Below are 17375 nucleotides of genomic sequence, written 5' to 3'. Positions count from 1 at the left end.
TCGCCTTGAGGAGACAATAGTCTGGCGCTGCAACGCAGGTGCGGGGTTTTGTAACTTGAAAGCGGTCAGCGTCCTCATTCCTGCCCACAACGCAGCGGCCAGCATTGCGACGACGCTGACATCTCTCGCCAGTGAGGCCGAGGTCATCGGCGAGGTCCTGGTGGTCGACGACGCATCGACGGACGATACGGCTGATGTAGCACGACGGGCGGCGGCCCAACTGTCTCTGCCGCTGCGTGTACTGCCGGCTGCCTGCCGCGATGCCGGCGGTGCCCGCAACGTGGCGCTGGCGGAAGCGCGCCATCCCTGGGTTTACCTGATCGACGCCGACGACCTGCATCTTCGGGGCGGGCTGCGCGCGCTGTTGCGGCAGGCGGAGAACCGGCCGAAAGCCGACATGATCGTTGGTGCCTACCGGCGACGGGTGAATGGCCAGGATCGGCAGATCAAGGTGCCGAACGGCTATCAGGCGGCGTGCCTGGCGAATGCTTCGGCTTATGTGAAGGGCGATATACGTTCGGTCGCCGTGGGCAGTGTTCTGGCAGCCCGGCACCTGATCGGGGAAACGCGGCTTCCACTGGGGCTTGCCTATGATGAGGACACGCTGTTCTGGGCGCGGCTGATGAGCAAGGCATCGTTGGCAATGGTTCAGGAGCCCGTGATGATCTATGAGGTCTCGCCGGAACGATCCGACGATCGTTTCGCGATCAACCCGGTGCGGCGCTTCCTGGAGTGGCGCCGGCAACTGCGCACACTCACCGACTGCGGCATTCCGATCGCAGCGCTCAAGACCCGGGAGGGTCTTGTCGCCCTCAAGATTGCCCGCGTCCACTATGCGCGTGGCGACCTGGACATCGCGGCGCGCTTCCTGGCGGTGGCCGCGGCCGCACCGAAGCGGCGGTCGGACGTTTGGCGCTGTTTGCGCTACAGGTTCAAGATTACCTTGCGACGCTGGCTGTCGACCCCGCGAATTCAGCTGCAAAGTGCCCTGTGACAGTCAAGCCGCAGTTGGCGGTCGTCGTGATTGGCTGCCGAGCACCGGCAGGTATTGTCGGTTCTGTCAAATCACTGATCGATCAGAACGCGCCTCTTGAGATCGTCGTGGTCAACTCTGGCGGCGGAGATACAAGGTCGCTTCTGTCCGACGCTGGCCTCGATGTGCCGGTGATCGAAATTGCTCAGCAAGTTTTCGTCGGAGCGGCTCGCAACATCGGGATTGCGGCCACAACAGCGCCTTTTGTCGCGTTCCTTGCGGACGATTGCCTTGCCTGTCCGGGCTGGGCGGAGGCTCGAATACGCCGGCACTCCGCGGGAGATCGCGCGGTTTCGAGCGCAATTTCGAACAGCCATCCCCGCAACCTGTTTGCCTGTGCCGCGTACCTTGCCTTGTTCGGTCGCCGGCTTCCCGGCCTGCCCGCTGAACTGGCGCTGCGCTACGGCGTCTCTTTCGACCGCCGGCTGTTTGAGAACTACGGCTTGTTCGATGCCACGATGCGGGTCGCGGAGGACACGGAATTTCTAAGACGTCTGCCAAAGCACCTCACGCCTGTCTGGGAGCCGGAGGTGAAAACGATCCATCGCAACGAAACGCGACTGAGCGGGTTGATTGTCGACCAGTTCTGGCGCGGCTTTCGCAGCGGTGTCTACTATGCGGGGACAACCAGAACCACGCCCTTTCGACTTGCTCGTGACACGTTTCGGGACCGTCGGCATATTCGAAAGCTGGCGCGAATCGGCCTCTCGGGACCGGAATTGGCTTTTGCCATGAGGTCGATGCCAATCGTCTCGTTGGCGTTATTTGCGAAGGCGATCGGCGTCTATCTAGGCGCTCGCGATGGTTCCAGGACAACTGGACGGCCCAGCGATCAATCACTAGCCATATGAAGCCAAGACGCCGGCGTCGCGGCAGATTGTCTGGACGCGTCAGAGAAGATTGCGGTCTTCAGCTACCGTTACGACGCGCATCTGGTGGCTGATCTGATTGCCGATCTAGATCCTATGGTCGACGGCTGGATCGCTCTCGATGATCGCCAGGCGCAGGATGGCGAGATGTGGGTGGCTGATCCCACCGCTGGGGGCCGGGATACAGGATTTCACAAAGCGTCTGGAACCGGTGGCCTGTCCGTTGCTTATCTTCGGGATAATCCGATGGAGGAGACATGCTGGACAGATCGGCGATGCATTTGGGTCAAGCGGCTCCGGAGGACCATGTAGCGAGGCACCTGCACCCACCGTCCAGCCAAACCGCGCTGGCCTATGTCAGCGATGCCGAGCCCGGCATCCGTCGACTGAAGTCCGGCAAGGGATTTGCCTACAAGGGACCAGACGGGAAAGCGGTCTCCGATGCAGCCCGGGCACGCATCGCGGCGATCGTCATTCCGCCCGCATGGACCGACGTCTGGATTTCGCCCGATCCGAACGGGCATATCCAGGCGACCGGGAGGGATCAGCGTGGGCGCAAGCAGTATCGCTATCATCCGCAATGGGCGGAAGAACGCGACGGCGCCAAATATTCCAGCCTCGTCGCTTTCGCCGAAAGCCTGCCGGAGCTTCGGCGCAGGATCGACAGCGACCTGCGCCGTCACGGCCTGCCTCTCGAACGCGTCGTCGCGGCGGTCGTCTGGCTGCTCGACAACACGATGATCCGGGTCGGCAATGCCGCCTATGCACGCGACAACAAGAGCTTCGGCCTGACGACGTTGCGGGATCGGCATGTCGACATCAAGGGATCGAGCCTGCGCTTTGCCTTCAAGGGCAAGTCCGGCAAGGAATGGAGATTGAAACTGGTCGACCGCCGCATCGCCGGGATCGTTCGGGGCGCGCAGGACCTGCCGGGCCAGAAACTGTTCCAGTATCTCGACGAGGAGGACCGCAGACGCCCCGTCCGCTCCGACGACGTCAACCGCTACATCCGGGACGCGGTCGGCGACGCGTTCAGTTCGAAGCATTTCCGCACCTGGGGCGGCACCATCCACGCCGCGTCGCTGTTCGCGCAGACGGAACTGCCCGAAAGCCAGGCACAGCGAAAGCGGGCGATGAACAGCGTCATCGACAAAGTGGCCGAACGGCTGGGCAACACGCGCGCGGTTTGCCGCAAATGCTATATCCATCCGCAGGTCTTCGAAGCCTGGAGCGAAGGACGATTGCTTGCCGAAATGACGCAGGCCAACAAGCGCAAGCGGTCCGTCGAAGGCCTCGATGAGGAGGAAGCGCTGGTCCTGCGGTGGTTGAAGACGCACGAGAGCTCACTCGTGCCAACCGGGCGGTAGGCAAATCCGTCGCGTCCTGATTTTTTTATCGACGTCGTGTCGGGAAGGGTCCTACTGTTTCGTCCTTTGATACAGAAAAGGACCACCGATGCTCTACGCTATTCTCTGCTATGCCTCCGAAGATGTCGTCAGTTCCTGGAGCAAGGCGCAGGACGACGAAGTCATGGCCAATCTCCTCGACGTTCAGGAAAAGTATGCCCAGGCTGGCCGGCTTGGCCCGGTGGCGCGGCTTTTGCCGACGACGGCGGCGACGACGCTACGGAAGGTCAAAGGCGAATCGGTGGTCATCGACGGTCCGTTCGCCGAAACCAAGGAGCAATTCCTGGGCTTCTACACGCTCGAATGCGCCGATCTCGACGAGGCCGTGGAATTCGCGCGCGAGCTCTCCGAGGTCAATCCGAGCGGCGGCTCGTATGAAATCAGGCCGGTCTCCATCTTCAATCCTGCCAGGGTTCCCGCATGACCGAACTCGCCTGGATCAGCTCCGCGATCAGCGCCGCCCGTCCGCAGGCGATGGGCGCGCTGCTGCGCTATTTCCGTGATCTCGATACCGCGGAGGAAGCTTTCCAGGATGCGTGTCTGAGGGCATTGAAGAACTGGCCGCAGAATGGGCCGCCGCGCGATCCGGCGGCCTGGCTGATCTTTGTCGGCCGCAACAGCGGCATCGACGCGGTGCGCAAGCGCGCCAAGCAGGCGCCTATGCCGGAGGACGACCAGATCTCCGATCTGGAAGACGCCGAGAGCGATATTGCCGAGCGGCTCGACGGCGCGCACTACCGCGACGACATATTGCGGCTGCTGTTCATCTGCTGTCATCCCGACTTGCCGGCGACGCAGCAGATCGCGGTCGCGCTGCGCATCGTCTCCGGCCTCACCGTCAAGCAGATCGCGCGCGCCTTCCTGGTTGGCGAGAGCGCGATGGAGCAGCGCATTACCCGCGCCAAGGCGCGCATTGCCGGTGCCGGCGTGCCATTCGAGACGCCGGGCGCGGTCGAGCGCTCCGAGCGGCTCGCCGCGGTCGCCGCCATGGTCTACCTCATCTTCAACGAGGGATACTCGACCAACAGCGGCGAGGCGCCGGCCCGCGCACCGCTGTGCGAGGAAGCGATCCGGCTGGGCCGGCTGTTGCTCAGGCTGTTCCAGACCGAGCCGGAAATCATGGGGCTGACGGCATTGCTTCTGCTGCAGCACGCGCGCGCACCGGCCCGTTTCGACGGCGATGGCGAGATCGTGCTGCTCGAGGACCAGGATCGGAGCCTGTGGAGCCGCAAGATGATCGACGAAGGGCTGGCGCTGGTCGACAAGGCCCTGCGCCACCGCAAGCCCGGTCCTTACCAGGTGCAGGCGGCGATCGCGGCGCTTCATGCACGGGCCGAGAAAGCCGAGGACACGGACTGGGTGGAGATCGACCTGCTCTACGGTCTGCTCGAACAGATGCAGCCGTCGCCGGTCATCACACTCAACCATGCGGTCGCGGTCGCCAAGGTGCGCGGACCGGAGGCGGCGCTGGCGATGATCGAGCCACTCGAGCAGAGACTGTCTGGCTACTTCCATTTCTTCGGCCTCAAGGGCGGGCTCTTGATGCAGCTCGACAGGGGCGAGGAGGCACGCATTGCCTTCGACCGCGCCATTGCGCTCGCCAACACGGCGGCGGAAGCAGCCCATATCCGCATGCATATCGATCGTCTGATCAAGGACGGCGCGGTGCGCGCGCCGGCGAAAAAGGCCAACTGAGCGCACTCTGCCCGGTCGGCTCAAGGGTCGTCTGGCTCAATCATGCCGCTTGGGCTTGGACCATGCCGGGGTGGCGATTTTCCTCTGAAACGGGTAATGGCACGCCATGATAGCCCCTCCCGGCCGCGACGGCGCCGGGAGGGCATTCGCCCGCTTGATACGAGCGGCGGGATCTGAAAAGGGATGAAAATGACGATAGCGAAGGAAACGGCCGAGCTTCTGGCGAAACTGGGCGTGGCCAAGGAGGCGCTTGACGGCGGCGATCTGATCGTGCGCAGCCCGGTGACCGGTGAAGAAATCGCGGCGTTGACGACGATCTCGCCGGCCGACGCGGCAAAGACCATCGATGCCGCCCACCAGGCATTCCAGTCCTGGCGGCTGGTGCCAGGTCCCAAGCGCGGCGAACTGGTGCGGCTGCTGGGCGAAGAATTGCGCGCGCACAAGGCAGAGCTCGGCCGGCTGGTGTCCATCGAAGTCGGCAAGATCCCCTCCGAAGGGCTCGGCGAAGTGCAGGAAATGATCGACATCTGCGATTTCGCCGTCGGTCTGTCCCGGCAATTATACGGTCTGACCATCGCCACCGAACGTCCCGGCCACCGCATGATGGAAACCTGGCATCCGCTCGGCGTCGTCGGTGTTATCTCGGCCTTCAACTTCCCGGTCGCCGTGTGGTCGTGGAACGCAGCACTTGCGCTGGTCTGCGGCGATGCAGTGGTATGGAAACCTTCCGAAAAGACGCCGCTGACGGCGCTTGCCTGCGAGGCGATCTTCAAGCGTGCCGTCAAGCGTTTCGGCGCCGACGCACCACAGGGCCTGGCACCGGTGCTCATCGGCGACCGCGCGGTCGGCGAAATCCTGGTGGACCACCCCAAGGTGCCGCTGGTCTCAGCCACAGGCTCGACCCGCATGGGCCGCGATGTCGGTCCGCGCCTGGCCAAGCGCTTTGCACGCGCGGTGCTGGAACTGGGCGGCAACAATGCCGGCATCGTCTGCCCGACGGCGGATCTCGACATGGCGTTGCGCGCCATCGCCTTTGGCGCCATGGGCACCGCCGGCCAGCGCTGCACGACGCTGCGCCGCCTGTTCGTCCATGACAGCGTCTACGACGCACTGGTTCCGCGCCTGAAGAAGGCCTACCAGAGTGTCTCGGTCGGCAATCCGCTGGAGACCTCGTCGCTGGTCGGGCCGTTGATCGACAAGGCCGCGTTCGATGCCATGCAGAAGGCGCTGAGCGAAGCGACCGCCCATGGCGGCAAGGTGACCGGCGGGACGCGGGTCGAGAATGGCCATCCGGATGCCTACTACGTCCACCCGGCGCTGGTCGAAATGCCTAAACAGGTTGCACCGGTGACGGAAGAGACCTTCGCGCCGATCCTCTACGTGATGAAGTATTCCGATTTCGATGCCGTGCTGGACGAGCACAATGCAGTCGGCGCCGGCCTGTCGTCGTCGATCTTTACCCGCGACCTGCAGGAATCGGAGCGCTTCCTCGGTGTCGACGGCTCGGATTGCGGCATCGCCAATGTCAATATCGGCACGTCGGGGGCCGAGATCGGCGGCGCTTTCGGCGGTGAAAAGGAAACAGGCGGCGGCCGCGAGAGCGGGTCCGACGCATGGAAGGCCTATATGCGCCGCGCCACCAACACGGTGAACTATTCCAAGGCGCTGCCGCTGGCTCAGGGCGTCTCGTTCGACATCGATTGAGAATGCCGAACGGCAGGGATCCGCTTCACGCTTTCCCCCTTGGATTTAGCCCCGCGCCGCTCTGCTTGGAGGGGTTCAGCGTTTGATAGAATCGCTGAACCGCGCTTTCACGCAATTCCGGACGGAAAACCGCTACGAAGTTTTCCTGGAGTTGCTCTAGTCTAGTCGGCGCCTCGCGATGGTGGAAAACAGGCCTTGAAGGCGGTGTCGACGACGGCCAGCTTGGCGGCCTGGACGGTCATGTATTCCTCGTAGAAACCGTGCGACACCCACATCACCGAATGGCCGCGCTGACCAAGCCAGCCGATGCTGCCGAGTTCCTCCGCCGTGCGCAGCTTGCGGGCGAGATGGGTCCGCGACAGCTTGAGCCATTTGGCGAAGTCGCCGATCGAAACAACGCTGGTCGGAATCCGTTCCTGGCCCGCGTGATCGGGATCGATGCCCGACATCAGCCAGTCCATGACGATGCCGCCATTGTTGAGCCAGATGAACAGGGAAAAGGTCTGATTGGGTTCGCGCACCGGCTTGGACGCAAGCAGGCCGTCAGCCACCAGGGGCTGCAGCGTGGCAAGCATTTCGGGCCGCTCCAGGAACCTCGCCAGCCGCCCGTCGCCGTCGATGTGGTCGAGCGTGCGCAGATGGGCCGTCACCCAGCCGGTGAAGCGCTCGATGGTGGCCGCCGTCGGCTGCAGGGGGTGCGTGCGGCCGTCCCCGCCCGCCACATACTCGGCGATGTTGTAGTGCAGCATCTCCTTGATGAAGGCGTCCGCGGTGTTGCGACTGGCCACCGCGTTCTTGTGCACGACCTCGATGAAACGCGATACGGTCAGTTCCTTGCGGCGGTCATTCGGGTCGCGCCTGAAGTGCATGGCAAGGCCTACATGGCCCAACAGCCAGCGCTGCTGGGTGGCAAAGATGGAAGCCAGCCGCGGGCTTTCCTCATAGATGCGGATCAGGGACTGCGACTGTTCCCGAACGTAGCGGTGCAGGGCCGGATGGCCGGCTATGTCTTCCAGATTCAGCGCTGATCTCCCCATGCTTTGTATCAACTCGGATGGCGAGTTTGCGTTCCCCCTTTTCCAGTCTTCAACCGATGTGTCCAGACGTACCAATTGCGGAGAACAGAGCCAGCCCGGGCCCGGATCCATGGCAACGGTAACTGATTGCTATGGCATGGAAACCCCTCCCGATACAGTTAGTCGAACGGTCGGATCCTGAGGGGCGAGGGGCGTGGCGCGACGGTCGTCCGCGGGGCACTTCCAGTTGCTGGTCCATGGCGGCATATTTCACCCCCAGCGGCGACGGCAGCCGTGATCTGGTGGATCCGATGTTGAAACAGGAACAGACGGTTGCACCGGCATTGGGCCGTTCGGGCACCGGCACGGCGGCAACGACTCTTGAAGCGCTGACGCCGACTGGTGTGGGACCTCGCCGAGATGCTCGACCGCCCAGCCGCGCGACACCTCGACCGGATCTGAACGCAAAATGCGCAACGCAGCATTAGCCACCGAGCTTGAGAGGTCGGTGGCTATGCTGCAATGTCGGGCGGCAAACAGATGCCGTCATAATGCCGGCAGGAAACGCCTATCAGCCGCAGACACGAACGTCTTCTCAGCCGCAGACACGAACGTCTTCGATCACCCTGTGATGATGACGCCAATGCACGACCGTCTCGGTGTGACAGCGGTGATGGCGGTGGTGGCGCCGGTATTCGCCGTCATACTGAACGTGCCGGTTGCCATCGTACTGGTTGTCATAGCGGTGCTCATGGTGACGGCGAATGACGATTCCGGAATCGTTGCCGGTGTCGGATTGGATAGTCACACTTGCGGCCTGCGTCGGCGCAATGACTGAAGCCGTCGCTGCCATCGCCAAAAGGGAAGCCAAAATCAACTTTCTCATGTGTCGTCCTCCGTTAATGCATATCAACTCGCAAGTTGACGGGCTGTTCCAAGCCGATCGCACACGCTTTCCAACGCGGTCGACATCAAGACGTGACCATGAGCGCAGAATCACTACAACCGGACGAATGCGGTCAGCGGCAGATGGTCGGAGGCCACGCGCGACAGCGGTGTGTCATGCGCTTCGACGGCCGCGATGATGCCGTGCCGGTTGGCCATGATCCGATCAAGCGCCAGCAGCGGCAGGTTTGACGGGAAGGTGGGGACTGCCGGCGGCTGCGGGCCGAACGTCGCGTGCAGCGTGTTCAGGGCAGAGCGGTTTCCGAGCCGCCATTCGTTCAGGTCCCCGAGCAGGAGCGTCGGCTTCTCGTCGGGACTGTTCATGATATCCAGAACGACCTGGGCCTGCTGCGAGCGGGAGCGGCGCAGCAATCCCAGATGTGCCGCGATGACGCGGAGGGACTGGTTTCCGTCGAGATCGATCTCGGCCACCACCGCGCCGCGCGGCTCGAGACCCGGAAGCCTGATCTGATGCACGTCGCGAACGACGCCCCTTTTGAACAGCAGGACATTGCCATGCCAGCCATGGCCTTTGCCCGTTGCCGAAATCGGCACCGGCACGAGGCCGGTTTCCAGTTCGAGACGGTGCAGGTCGAGAAGCCCGTCACGATCGCCGAAACGGTTGTCCGCCTCCTGCAGGGCGATGACGTCGGGGGCGATCTCGCGGATGACGCGGCTGGTGCGTTCGGGGTCGAACTTGCGGTCGACGCCGATGCATTTATGGACGTTGTAGGAGGCGACCAGCGTTCCGGTGACGCCATCCTTGTTCGGCGACGAGGCGTTGGCCTTGCGTATCCGCCTGTCACGAATGGACAAGAGGACGCTTGCCGGCAGGCTGCGCCCGTTCATTCGCATAGCGCGCCTATCCCTGCGGTTCTCACCATGCACCTAGAAATAGAGTCTTTCGATCGATATTCCATGGTTGGCGACACGCTATCGGGCAAACACGTCGTTTGTTAAAGCCAGGGTTTTTCTCAAAGATAGGGCGAACCCAGCCAGAGGATGCGGTCAAACAGGCGGATGATGAACGGCCGGGCCCGCAATGACGCCAGCGTAACAGGGACGGCCGTTTCGATCGCCCGTCCGATCCGGGTCTCGATCTCCGTGGCAAAGCCTGCATCGAGGACCTCCAGGTCGATCTCGAAGTTGAGCCGCAACGAGCGAGCATCGAGGTTCGAGGACCCGACATAGGCCCACACACCGTCGATTGAAAGCAGCTTGGAATGGTCGAAGGGGCCTTCCGTGCGCCATATGCGGCAATAATTCTTCAGGATCTGGTCGAATTGCGCGGTCATGGCGCGGTCGACAAGAAAGAGATTGTTCACCGCCGGTACCACGACATCGATTTCGACGCCGCGTCTGGCGGCGGTGGTCAAGGCACTGATCAGTTCGCGGTCCGGCAGGAAATAGGGCGACATCAGCCGGATCGACTTGCGCGCGACCGAGAAAGCGCCGATCAGCAGTTTGTGGTTGGTTTCGTTGCTGGCGTCCGGCCCGGAGGCGACCGCGCGCACCAGCATCGGCTGGCCGGCGGCCGGTGAAACGGGTGCGATCCGCCAGGCATCGCTCGTCAGCGCCTCCTTGGTGGTGAAGCGCCAGTCTTCCGCGGCGACCGAGAAGAGGTCGGCAACAACGGGTCCGGTGACCTGGAAATGCGTGTCCCTGGCGCTTTTAGAGCCGGCGAACTTCGCCGAAAAACCCTTGCGGATGTTCATGCCGCCGGTAAATGCAATGGTGCCGTCCACCACCAGGATCTTGCGGTGGGTCCGCAGGTTGGCGTAGGGCAAGCGCAGGCCTCTGACGATGTTGCCGTTGAAGACATCCGCCGTGATGTTGGCGCCGCGCAGGTGCCCCAGGATGCTGGGGACGGAATAGCGGGCGCCGACGGCATCGATCAGCACACGGACGCTCACGCCGCGTTGGACGGCGCCGGCCAGCGCTTCGACGAAAAGCAGACCTACGGCGTCATTGTCGAAAATATAGGTCTCGAGCAGGACGCTGCGCTCGGCCGCATCGATCGCCGCGCACATGGCGGGGTAGGCCTCGTCGCCGCTCTCCAGCACTTCGATCGCATTTCCCGGCTTGAGCGCGCGCCGCGCCACCCGGTTGCCCAGCGTCCGGAGGCCGGTGAACCGCTGTCCATAGCGCCCGACGATCAATGCCTCTTCAGCGGCGACGTCGCGCTCGTGCATGGCCGGCACCAAGCCATCGGCAAGCGGGCGCTGTGCACTGATCGTGGCGCGGCGGATGCGGTTGATGCCGGCCACCGCATAAATCAGCACGCCGAGGATCGGCGACAGCATCATGACGCCGACCCAGCCGGTGGCGGCGCGGACGTCCTCCTTGGTCATGACGGCATGGGCAATGCCGATGGTCGCCATGATCGCCGAGATGATCGCCAGGATTCGGGGCCAGTGAGTCGCCAGGGTCTCGTACATTTTCGGGACTATCCAGTGGGTGGTTGCAGAAGGCAATGCGGGGGCGGCGCGACGCTAAGTCGACCGCGGTGCGGCTCGGCCGAACAATTCCATTTTTCGAGCAGCAATAGAAGCTGACGGGTTCGGATAGATCCTGTCCGCCAGCACCCCTGTGACCCGAAGGACAGCATAGAATTAAGGTCGTCGGGGACGCGGCCCGGTATCGTGATCCCCGTGAGTTCTTGTGCTTTGGCGCCAAATCAATTGTATATGAGAGGGAAATGAAATAACCGCGACAAGACTTCGAATGAGAGCGGGACGGCGTCGAATGATGACATTCAATTTCGAGAGCCCGTCCGCGGTCGACAGCGATATGTCGGCCGAATTGGAGAGCCAGTTGCTGCCTCTCATCAACGCGATCGTCCAGGCGGCGGTGGCTGCCGGCTGGAACCGGGACGATGTTCTCCTGGCTTTCGTGGAACTCGCCTGGGAACTGTACGAGAAGCGTCGCGGTGATCTGTAGCGACGGGCCGTGAGCCGACCGGCTTATGCGCCAGCCTTGCCTGCCCCATGACTGATGACCGAACTCATGGCGCGGAGTTCGCCCCGTGAAATGGAATTCTCGCCAACCTCCTGCCGTCGGTCTTTTTCTCTTTCCTCGAATAAAGATTTTTCTTAGCGCGTGGGAGTTCTTCCCTAACCGAAACCTGTGCGTTACGCTGCCCACGGGTTGGGCCAAGGGGATTTTCAAGCAGCGCAAGGCGGCTGAGGCAACGCGGATGAAAAATGCGGACGAAGCTCGAGTATCAGTCGGTCGGCTTCCATTTTCTCAGTGCCGTTGAAATACCATCCGCCGAACCGTGGTCTTGCTCCGTGTCGCCATCTAATTGGAACTGCCCAACAAATCTCACTGGCGATGACGGCCAGGCCTCATCAATCACGAATTGTTTTTCTGGGGAACCGAGGGTCTGTCCTGGGGGTTGGCTGTCATCCGGGGAGTTGTCAGGAGGCCGAAAAAGTGCGGCGCGATGATGAGTGCCCGGGGCGGGTTTCCGGGCCAGATGCGACGCGACAGCCGCTGCTCAACGTGAAAGGCGGGCTTTCCGCCCGCAGTACACGCAAGGCGCAGGAGTTCCTGAACGAGAACTTCTCGCGGAAGCTGGCGCTTGCCGAAATGGCCGCCGTCTGCGGGCTTTCACCCTATCATTTCGTGCGTGCTTTCTCCAGGACGTTCGGGATGCCGCCGCATCAATATGTCCTCGACTTGCGGCTGGACTTCGCGGAAAAACTCCTGGCCGACAGCCGCATGTCGATCGCGGACATCGCCCATTTGAGTGGTTTCTCGAGCCAGAGCCATTTCACCACGGTGATGAAGAAATACCGGCACGTAACGCCGATGCAGGCACGGTTGAGGAAGGCTAACCCGAGATCTGGGCAATAGATTCGGCTAATCAAGCTCTTCTTAATGTGACGTCCGTCTACTAAAGTATTTTCTAGGTAACTGTCCGTTAACCTTCTCTAATCTGTGTCAACCTTTTCTTTCAAGGCAGCAAGTTCTTGAAATACTGCTGGTCCGAATCGTGTCTTTCTGACAAAAATTCGAACTGTTCCGGCATTTTCGTGCCGGCGGCAGGCGGAGAGGGGCCATGACCGACAATCGCTTTTCAAGTCGTTCCTTTGGACGGTTTGCCGGACAATGGATCGTCAACGCCGATCCATCCTCCCGCTCACTGCGGCGGCGCCTGATGGCGGTGCTGCGCATGGCGCATCGGGTGCTCGGACTCAAGCGAAACCGGCTGGGACTTGGGACGCTTGGAACTGGTGGGGCGTTTGGGGCGCTGGTTGCCATCCCAGGAGTGATGGCCCCGCAAACGGCGTTCGCGCAGGTCGTCATAGGTAACGGGGTTTTGACCAACGTCGCGAACTGCACGAGCCCCTCTGCAGGAGGGCAAAGTACTGCGATTGGATGCGGCAGCACCGCCCCCGGCTCCGCTTCAACTGCCATCGGATCTGGCGCCCATGTGAATGGCAATAACGGTGTGGCGTTGGGCACCGGTATCACGGCAACGGGCGATGCTTCGATCGCCATCGGCTATACCATGAGTGCCACTGGCCTCAACGCCATAGGCATCGGCGTCTTCGCAAACGCCACCGGCGTCAATGCTCTCGCCGTAGGCGGGAACGCCCGCGCACTCGTTGATGGAGCATCAGCCTTTGGCGTCAACAGCACCGCAAACGGGGCGAACGCCGTCGCGCTGGGCTCAACGGCCAGCGCTTCGGGTGGTGCCTCGGTGGCCATTGGATTGTCCTCCAACGCCTCATCTTCAAACGGTGCCGCCATAGCCATGGGAGTCGGCGCCAAGGCAAACGCTGGAGCGGGCGGCGGTTCTCCCGTTTCCATCGGCACGAATGCCAATGCAAGCGGCACCGCTCCTGCGGGCTTCACGTTCGAGGCCGTCGCGCTCGGCACAGCCTCAACCGCAACGGGGGCATGGTCGGCCGCAGTGGGCTCGAGCGCATCCGCGACCGGGACCGGGTCCAGCGCGTTCGGAACTTCCGCCACAGCGTCAGCGAACCAGTCCACGGCAATCGGCAACGGGGCGGCTGCCTCCGGTGTCGGGACCACGGCCATGGGTTACCTAGCCAAAGCCGCCGGGACGAATGCCGTTTCGATTGGCAACCAGGCCAGTGCCGGGGGGTTGAACTCGCAAGCTCTCGGCAACGTCGCCAATGCTTCGGGCAACTTCGCGTTGGCGCTCGGCAATTCGGCCGTGTCGAGCGGAGTAGGTTCGGTGGCTGCGGGGTCGGGAGCCCAGGCTACCAACGTCTCCGCCACGGCGGTCGGCAACAACGCCACGGCGACTGCCGCGCAAGCAACAGCGCTGGGATTGGGCGCGACTGCCAGCGCTCAAGCTGCCATCGCCATAGGCACCAGCTCCGTTGCGAGTGCCGCCGCCAGCACGGCGGTTGGCAACACCGCCGTTGCCAGCGGCATAAACTCATCCTCATTCGGGTCCGGATCCAAGGCGGCAGGAGACAATTCCCTTGCCGCCGGCGTCAGCGCCAATGCCAGCGGGGTCGCCAGTACCGCACTCGGCATCGGCGCCGCAGCGTCGGCCACGAGCGCCATCGCCGTAGGCAACAATGCCGCGGCCAGTTCCGCCGACTCTGTCGCTATGGGCACCAATGCGGTGGCGACCGGCGGCAAGGCGGTCTCGATCGGTTCGGGCAACACCGCCTATGGCGATGGCGCGGTGGCGATCGGCGATCCGAGCTACGCCAGCGGCAACGGCGCCTTCACCGGCGGCGCCAACAACATCGCCAACAGCGACGGCACGGCAACCGCCACCGCGGCCAACCAGGCGGCGGGCGCTGTCGCCATCGGTAACAGCAACAAGGCGATCGGGCAAGGCTCCGTGGCGCTCGGCAACGGTTCCACCGCGGGTGCTGCCGGCCTTGCGGGCAACGTCGCGCTTGGCGACGGCGCGACGGCGGCGGCGAGTTCCGGCGACGTGGCGCTTGGCTCTGGCTCGGTGACCGCCGCGGCGGTCGGCACTCCCAGCGCGGTGATCAACGGCACCACCTATGCCTTCCAGGGCACCAATCCGACGTCGACGGTCAGCATCGGCGCGCCCGGCGCCGAACGCACGCTCACCAATCTCGCGGCGGGGCGCATCAGCGCGCTCTCGACCGATGCGGTCAACGGCTCGCAGCTGTTCGCCACAAACCAGGCGGTCGATGCCATTGGCGCCGCCATCACCAGCATCAATGTCGGCGGCGGCATCAAATATTTCCATGCCAACTCGACGCTGGCGGATTCGCAGGCGCTCGGCACCGATTCCGTCGCTGTCGGCCCAAATGCCGTGGCCAACAATGCCGGCGACGTCGCGATCGGCCTCAATTCGGCATCGGGCGCCACCACGACTGTCGGCGGCACGACGATCGGCGGCGTCAACTACAGCTTCGCCGGCGGCACGCCGGCCGGCGCCTTCTCTGTCGGCTCGGCCGGCGCCGAGCGCCAGATCCAGAATGTCGCGGCCGGCCAGTTGAACGGCGGTTCCACCGACGCCGTCAACGGCTCGCAGCTCTTCGCCACCAACCAGCAGGTGACGCAGAACACATCAGACATTGCCGCCATCGGCGGCAACATCACCGGTCTTGGCAACACGATCAACAATATCGCCGGCGACACCTCGACCGCCTATACCGACGCCAATGGCGAGGGCATCCGCTACGCCCGCACCAACGAGACCGGACTGGCGCAGACCGATTCCTTCGCCCAAGGCGTCGGCTCCACTGCCGTCGGCTACCAGGCGACCGCGACCGGCGTCAGCGGGCTGGCGCTCGGTCGCGATAGCCAGGCCAGCATCGACGGCAGCGTCGCGCTCGGTTCGGATTCGGTCTCCGATCGCGCGATCGCTCCCGCTTCCGGGCAGATCGCCGCCGGTCCGTCGAACTTCATCCAGTACAACACCACAGACAAAGCGCTGCTCGGCGCCGTTTCGGTCGGCACCTCCACCTCCTACCGGCAGATCACCAATGTCGCCGACGGCACGCACGACCAGGATGCCGTGACGGTGCGGCAGCTGGCGGGGGCTATAGCCGCGGTCTCAGCCACCTCGACGAAATATTTCCATGCCAATTCGACCGCCGGCGATTCGCTCGCGGTCGGCGCGGAATCGGTCGCGGTCGGCCCGACCACGGTCGTCAACGGCGACAATGGCGTCGGCATCGGCAATGGCGCGGTCGTCGACCAGACCGCGCCCGGCGGCACGGCCATCGGCCAGAACGCCCATGTCATGCTGGCCGACGGCATCGCGCTCGGCACCGACTCGACCGCGTCCGGCATCCAGTCGGTGGCGCTTGGCGCCGGTGCCCAGAGCACCTTCGCCAACAGCGTCGCGTTGGGTGCCTCGTCGATCACCTCGGTTGGGGCGCAGGCCGGCTACACCGCCTTTGGCCTGACCGCTCCGCAGACTTCGGCGGGCGAAGTGTCGGTCGGCGCGGCGGGCGCGGAGCGCAAGCTCACCAATGTCGCGGCGGGCTCGGCCGATACTGACGGCGTCAATGTCTCGCAGCTGCGCGGTGTCTCGCAAAACGTTTCCAACCTGTTCGGCGGCGGCACCACGGTCAATCCCGACGGTTCGATCACCGGCCCGACCTACACCATCCAGGGCAACAACTATTCGACCGTCTATGATGGCTTCACCGCTGTCGACAATGCGCTCACCAACATCACCAATGGCGGCGGCATCAAGTATTTCCACGCGAATTCCACCTTGGCCGACTCGGTCGCCAGCGGCACGAACAGCGTCGCGATGGGGCCGGAGAGCGTGGCGAGCGGCACCGACAGCCTAGCCGCGGGCCATGGCTCGACGGCCACGGGCCAGGGCGCCGTGGCGCTCGGCCAGGGCGCGAAGGCCAACAATGCCAACGATGTGGCGCTCGGCTCCGGCTCGGTGTCGCAGACCGCGGTCGGCACGTCCAGCACCACCATCAACGGCAAGAGCTACGCCTTTGCCGGCACGACCCCGGTCGGAACCGTCAGCGTCGGTGATGCCGGATCGGAAAGAACGATCACCAATGTTGCCGCCGGCCGCGTTTCCTCCGACAGCACCGACGCGATCAACGGCTCGCAGCTCTACGCCACCAACACGGCGATCGAGGATCTGACCAAAACGATCGGCGGCATCGGCGGCACCGTCCAGAACACCGTGCAATACGACACCGTCACCAATCCGGACGGATCGACGACCAAGACCAACCAGATAACGCTGCAGGGCGGCGACCCGAATGCGCCTGTCGTCATCTCCAATGTCGGCCCGGGCGTTGCCGGCACCGACGCGGTCAACGTCAACCAGCTGAACCTGAACCTGGCTCAGAGCAAGAGCTATACCGACCAGGTGGCGGTCACCACGTTGCAACAGGCCAACACCTATACCGACCAGAAGTTCAGCCAGCTCAATTCCGACATCAGCGGCATCAGGGACGAAGCACGGCAGGCGGCGGCAATCGGACTGGCGGCAGCCTCGCTGCGCTATGATGACCGTCCCGGCAAGCTGAGCGTGGCGGCCGGCGGCGGCTTCTGGCGGGATTCGAGCGCGTTTGCCTTCGGTGCAGGCTACACCAGCGAGGACGGCCGCATCCGTGGCAATGTGTCCGGCACGGCGGCGGGTGGAAATGTCGGTGTCGGCGCGGGGCTGAGCTTCACCTTGAATTGAGGCGGACAACCGGGGCGGCAATGAACAGGCGAACCGGCCATGACAGGCCAGACGCAAATCCAGGAAAAC

Annotated in this window: 13 protein-coding genes; 9 read left to right on the top strand and 4 right to left on the bottom strand. The window is 63.6% G+C overall.

Going from position 1 to position 17375, the window contains the following annotated elements; translation table 11 throughout:
- Window positions 1-55 precede the first annotated feature (55 nt).
- The 6 genes from LB556_RS04325 (at window position 56) to LB556_RS04300 (ending at window position 6707) form a co-directional block, all read left to right on the top strand.
- Window positions 56-994 (top strand): glycosyltransferase family 2 protein, encoded by a 939-nt coding sequence (locus tag LB556_RS04325; protein WP_224564315.1) that lies wholly within the window; start codon window positions 56-58, stop codon window positions 992-994.
- A complete protein-coding gene (locus tag LB556_RS04320) occupies window positions 991-1884 on the top strand; it encodes a glycosyltransferase family 2 protein (protein ID WP_224564312.1) in 894 nt (297 codons plus the stop codon). The genes LB556_RS04325 and LB556_RS04320 overlap by 4 nt, the downstream gene beginning before the upstream one ends.
- A 275-nt stretch (window positions 1885-2159) precedes the next feature.
- On the top strand, window positions 2160-3269 hold the full coding sequence (locus tag LB556_RS04315; RefSeq protein ID WP_411908566.1) for a DNA topoisomerase IB: 1110 nt from the start codon (window positions 2160-2162) through the stop codon (window positions 3267-3269).
- An 88-nt stretch (window positions 3270-3357) separates the two neighbouring features.
- Window positions 3358-3732, top strand: a complete 375-nt coding sequence (locus LB556_RS04310) for a YciI family protein (RefSeq protein ID WP_224564309.1) — start codon at window positions 3358-3360, stop codon at window positions 3730-3732.
- Window positions 3729-5003 carry an RNA polymerase sigma factor gene (locus LB556_RS04305; RefSeq protein WP_224564306.1) on the top strand — a complete coding sequence of 425 codons (1275 nt, stop codon included), beginning with the start codon at window positions 3729-3731 and terminating at the stop codon, window positions 5001-5003. Before LB556_RS04310 ends, LB556_RS04305 begins: the two co-directional genes overlap by 4 nt.
- A 189-nt stretch (window positions 5004-5192) precedes the next feature.
- The gene (locus LB556_RS04300) at window positions 5193-6707 is read left to right on the top strand and encodes an aldehyde dehydrogenase family protein (RefSeq protein WP_224564304.1); all 1515 of its coding nucleotides are present in this window, start codon (window positions 5193-5195) and stop codon (window positions 6705-6707) included.
- A gap of 161 nt (window positions 6708-6868) precedes the next feature.
- On the opposite strand, the gene LB556_RS04295 is transcribed toward LB556_RS04300, so the two are convergent.
- From LB556_RS04295 to LB556_RS04280, 4 genes are all read right to left on the bottom strand, one after another.
- On the bottom strand, window positions 6869-7744 hold the full coding sequence (locus tag LB556_RS04295; protein WP_224564301.1) for a hypothetical protein: 876 nt from the start codon (window positions 7742-7744) through the stop codon (window positions 6869-6871).
- Window positions 7745-8318: 574 nt separating this feature from the next.
- Entirely contained in the window at window positions 8319-8609 is a 291-nt protein-coding gene (locus LB556_RS04290; protein WP_224564298.1) for a hypothetical protein, read from the bottom strand.
- 113 nt (window positions 8610-8722) lie between these two features.
- Window positions 8723-9523, bottom strand: coding sequence for an endonuclease/exonuclease/phosphatase family protein (locus LB556_RS04285; RefSeq protein ID WP_224564296.1), 801 nt, complete (start codon window positions 9521-9523; stop codon window positions 8723-8725).
- A 119-nt stretch (window positions 9524-9642) separates the two neighbouring features.
- Window positions 9643-11106, bottom strand: a complete 1464-nt coding sequence (locus LB556_RS04280) for a phospholipase D-like domain-containing protein (RefSeq protein WP_224564293.1) — start codon at window positions 11104-11106, stop codon at window positions 9643-9645.
- A gap of 307 nt (window positions 11107-11413) precedes the next feature.
- Between LB556_RS04280 and LB556_RS04275 the strand changes: the two genes are divergently transcribed.
- From LB556_RS04275 to LB556_RS04265, 3 genes are all read left to right on the top strand, one after another.
- Window positions 11414-11608: a hypothetical protein gene (locus LB556_RS04275; protein ID WP_224564291.1), complete on the top strand. Its 195-nt coding sequence runs from the start codon at window positions 11414-11416 to the stop codon at window positions 11606-11608.
- A 495-nt stretch (window positions 11609-12103) separates the two neighbouring features.
- Window positions 12104-12526, top strand: coding sequence for a helix-turn-helix domain-containing protein (locus LB556_RS04270; RefSeq protein WP_224564288.1), 423 nt, complete (start codon window positions 12104-12106; stop codon window positions 12524-12526).
- Window positions 12527-12731: 205 nt separating this feature from the next.
- Entirely contained in the window at window positions 12732-17306 is a 4575-nt protein-coding gene (locus LB556_RS04265) for a YadA-like family protein (protein WP_318011258.1), read from the top strand.
- Window positions 17307-17375: the final 69 nt, after the last annotated feature.

Source organism: Mesorhizobium sp. ES1-4, from assembly GCF_020164745.1.
GTDB lineage: Bacteria > Pseudomonadota > Alphaproteobacteria > Rhizobiales > Rhizobiaceae > Mesorhizobium.
The sequence above is the reverse complement of the archived record's forward strand: the minus strand, read 5'-3'. Positions and strand labels throughout refer to the sequence as shown.

Excerpts from the sequence above, each read along its gene's own strand:
- LB556_RS04290 (WP_224564298.1), bottom strand. The coding sequence starts at position 8,609 with ATGAGAAAGTTGATTTTGGCTTCCCTTTTGGCGATGGCAGCGACGGCT.
- LB556_RS04275 (WP_224564291.1), top strand. The coding sequence starts at position 11,414 with ATGATGACATTCAATTTCGAGAGCCCGTCCGCGGTCGACAGCGATATG.
- LB556_RS04265 (WP_318011258.1), top strand. The coding sequence starts at position 12,732 with ATGACCGACAATCGCTTTTCAAGTCGTTCCTTTGGACGGTTTGCCGGA.
- LB556_RS04285 (WP_224564296.1), bottom strand. The coding sequence starts at position 9,523 with ATGCGAATGAACGGGCGCAGCCTGCCGGCAAGCGTCCTCTTGTCCATT.
- LB556_RS04310 (WP_224564309.1), top strand. The coding sequence starts at position 3,358 with ATGCTCTACGCTATTCTCTGCTATGCCTCCGAAGATGTCGTCAGTTCC.
- LB556_RS04300 (WP_224564304.1), top strand. The coding sequence starts at position 5,193 with ATGACGATAGCGAAGGAAACGGCCGAGCTTCTGGCGAAACTGGGCGTG.
- LB556_RS04305 (WP_224564306.1), top strand. The coding sequence starts at position 3,729 with ATGACCGAACTCGCCTGGATCAGCTCCGCGATCAGCGCCGCCCGTCCG.
- LB556_RS04315 (WP_411908566.1), top strand. The coding sequence starts at position 2,160 with ATGCTGGACAGATCGGCGATGCATTTGGGTCAAGCGGCTCCGGAGGAC.
- LB556_RS04295 (WP_224564301.1), bottom strand. The coding sequence starts at position 7,744 with ATGGGGAGATCAGCGCTGAATCTGGAAGACATAGCCGGCCATCCGGCC.
- LB556_RS04280 (WP_224564293.1), bottom strand. The coding sequence starts at position 11,106 with ATGTACGAGACCCTGGCGACTCACTGGCCCCGAATCCTGGCGATCATC.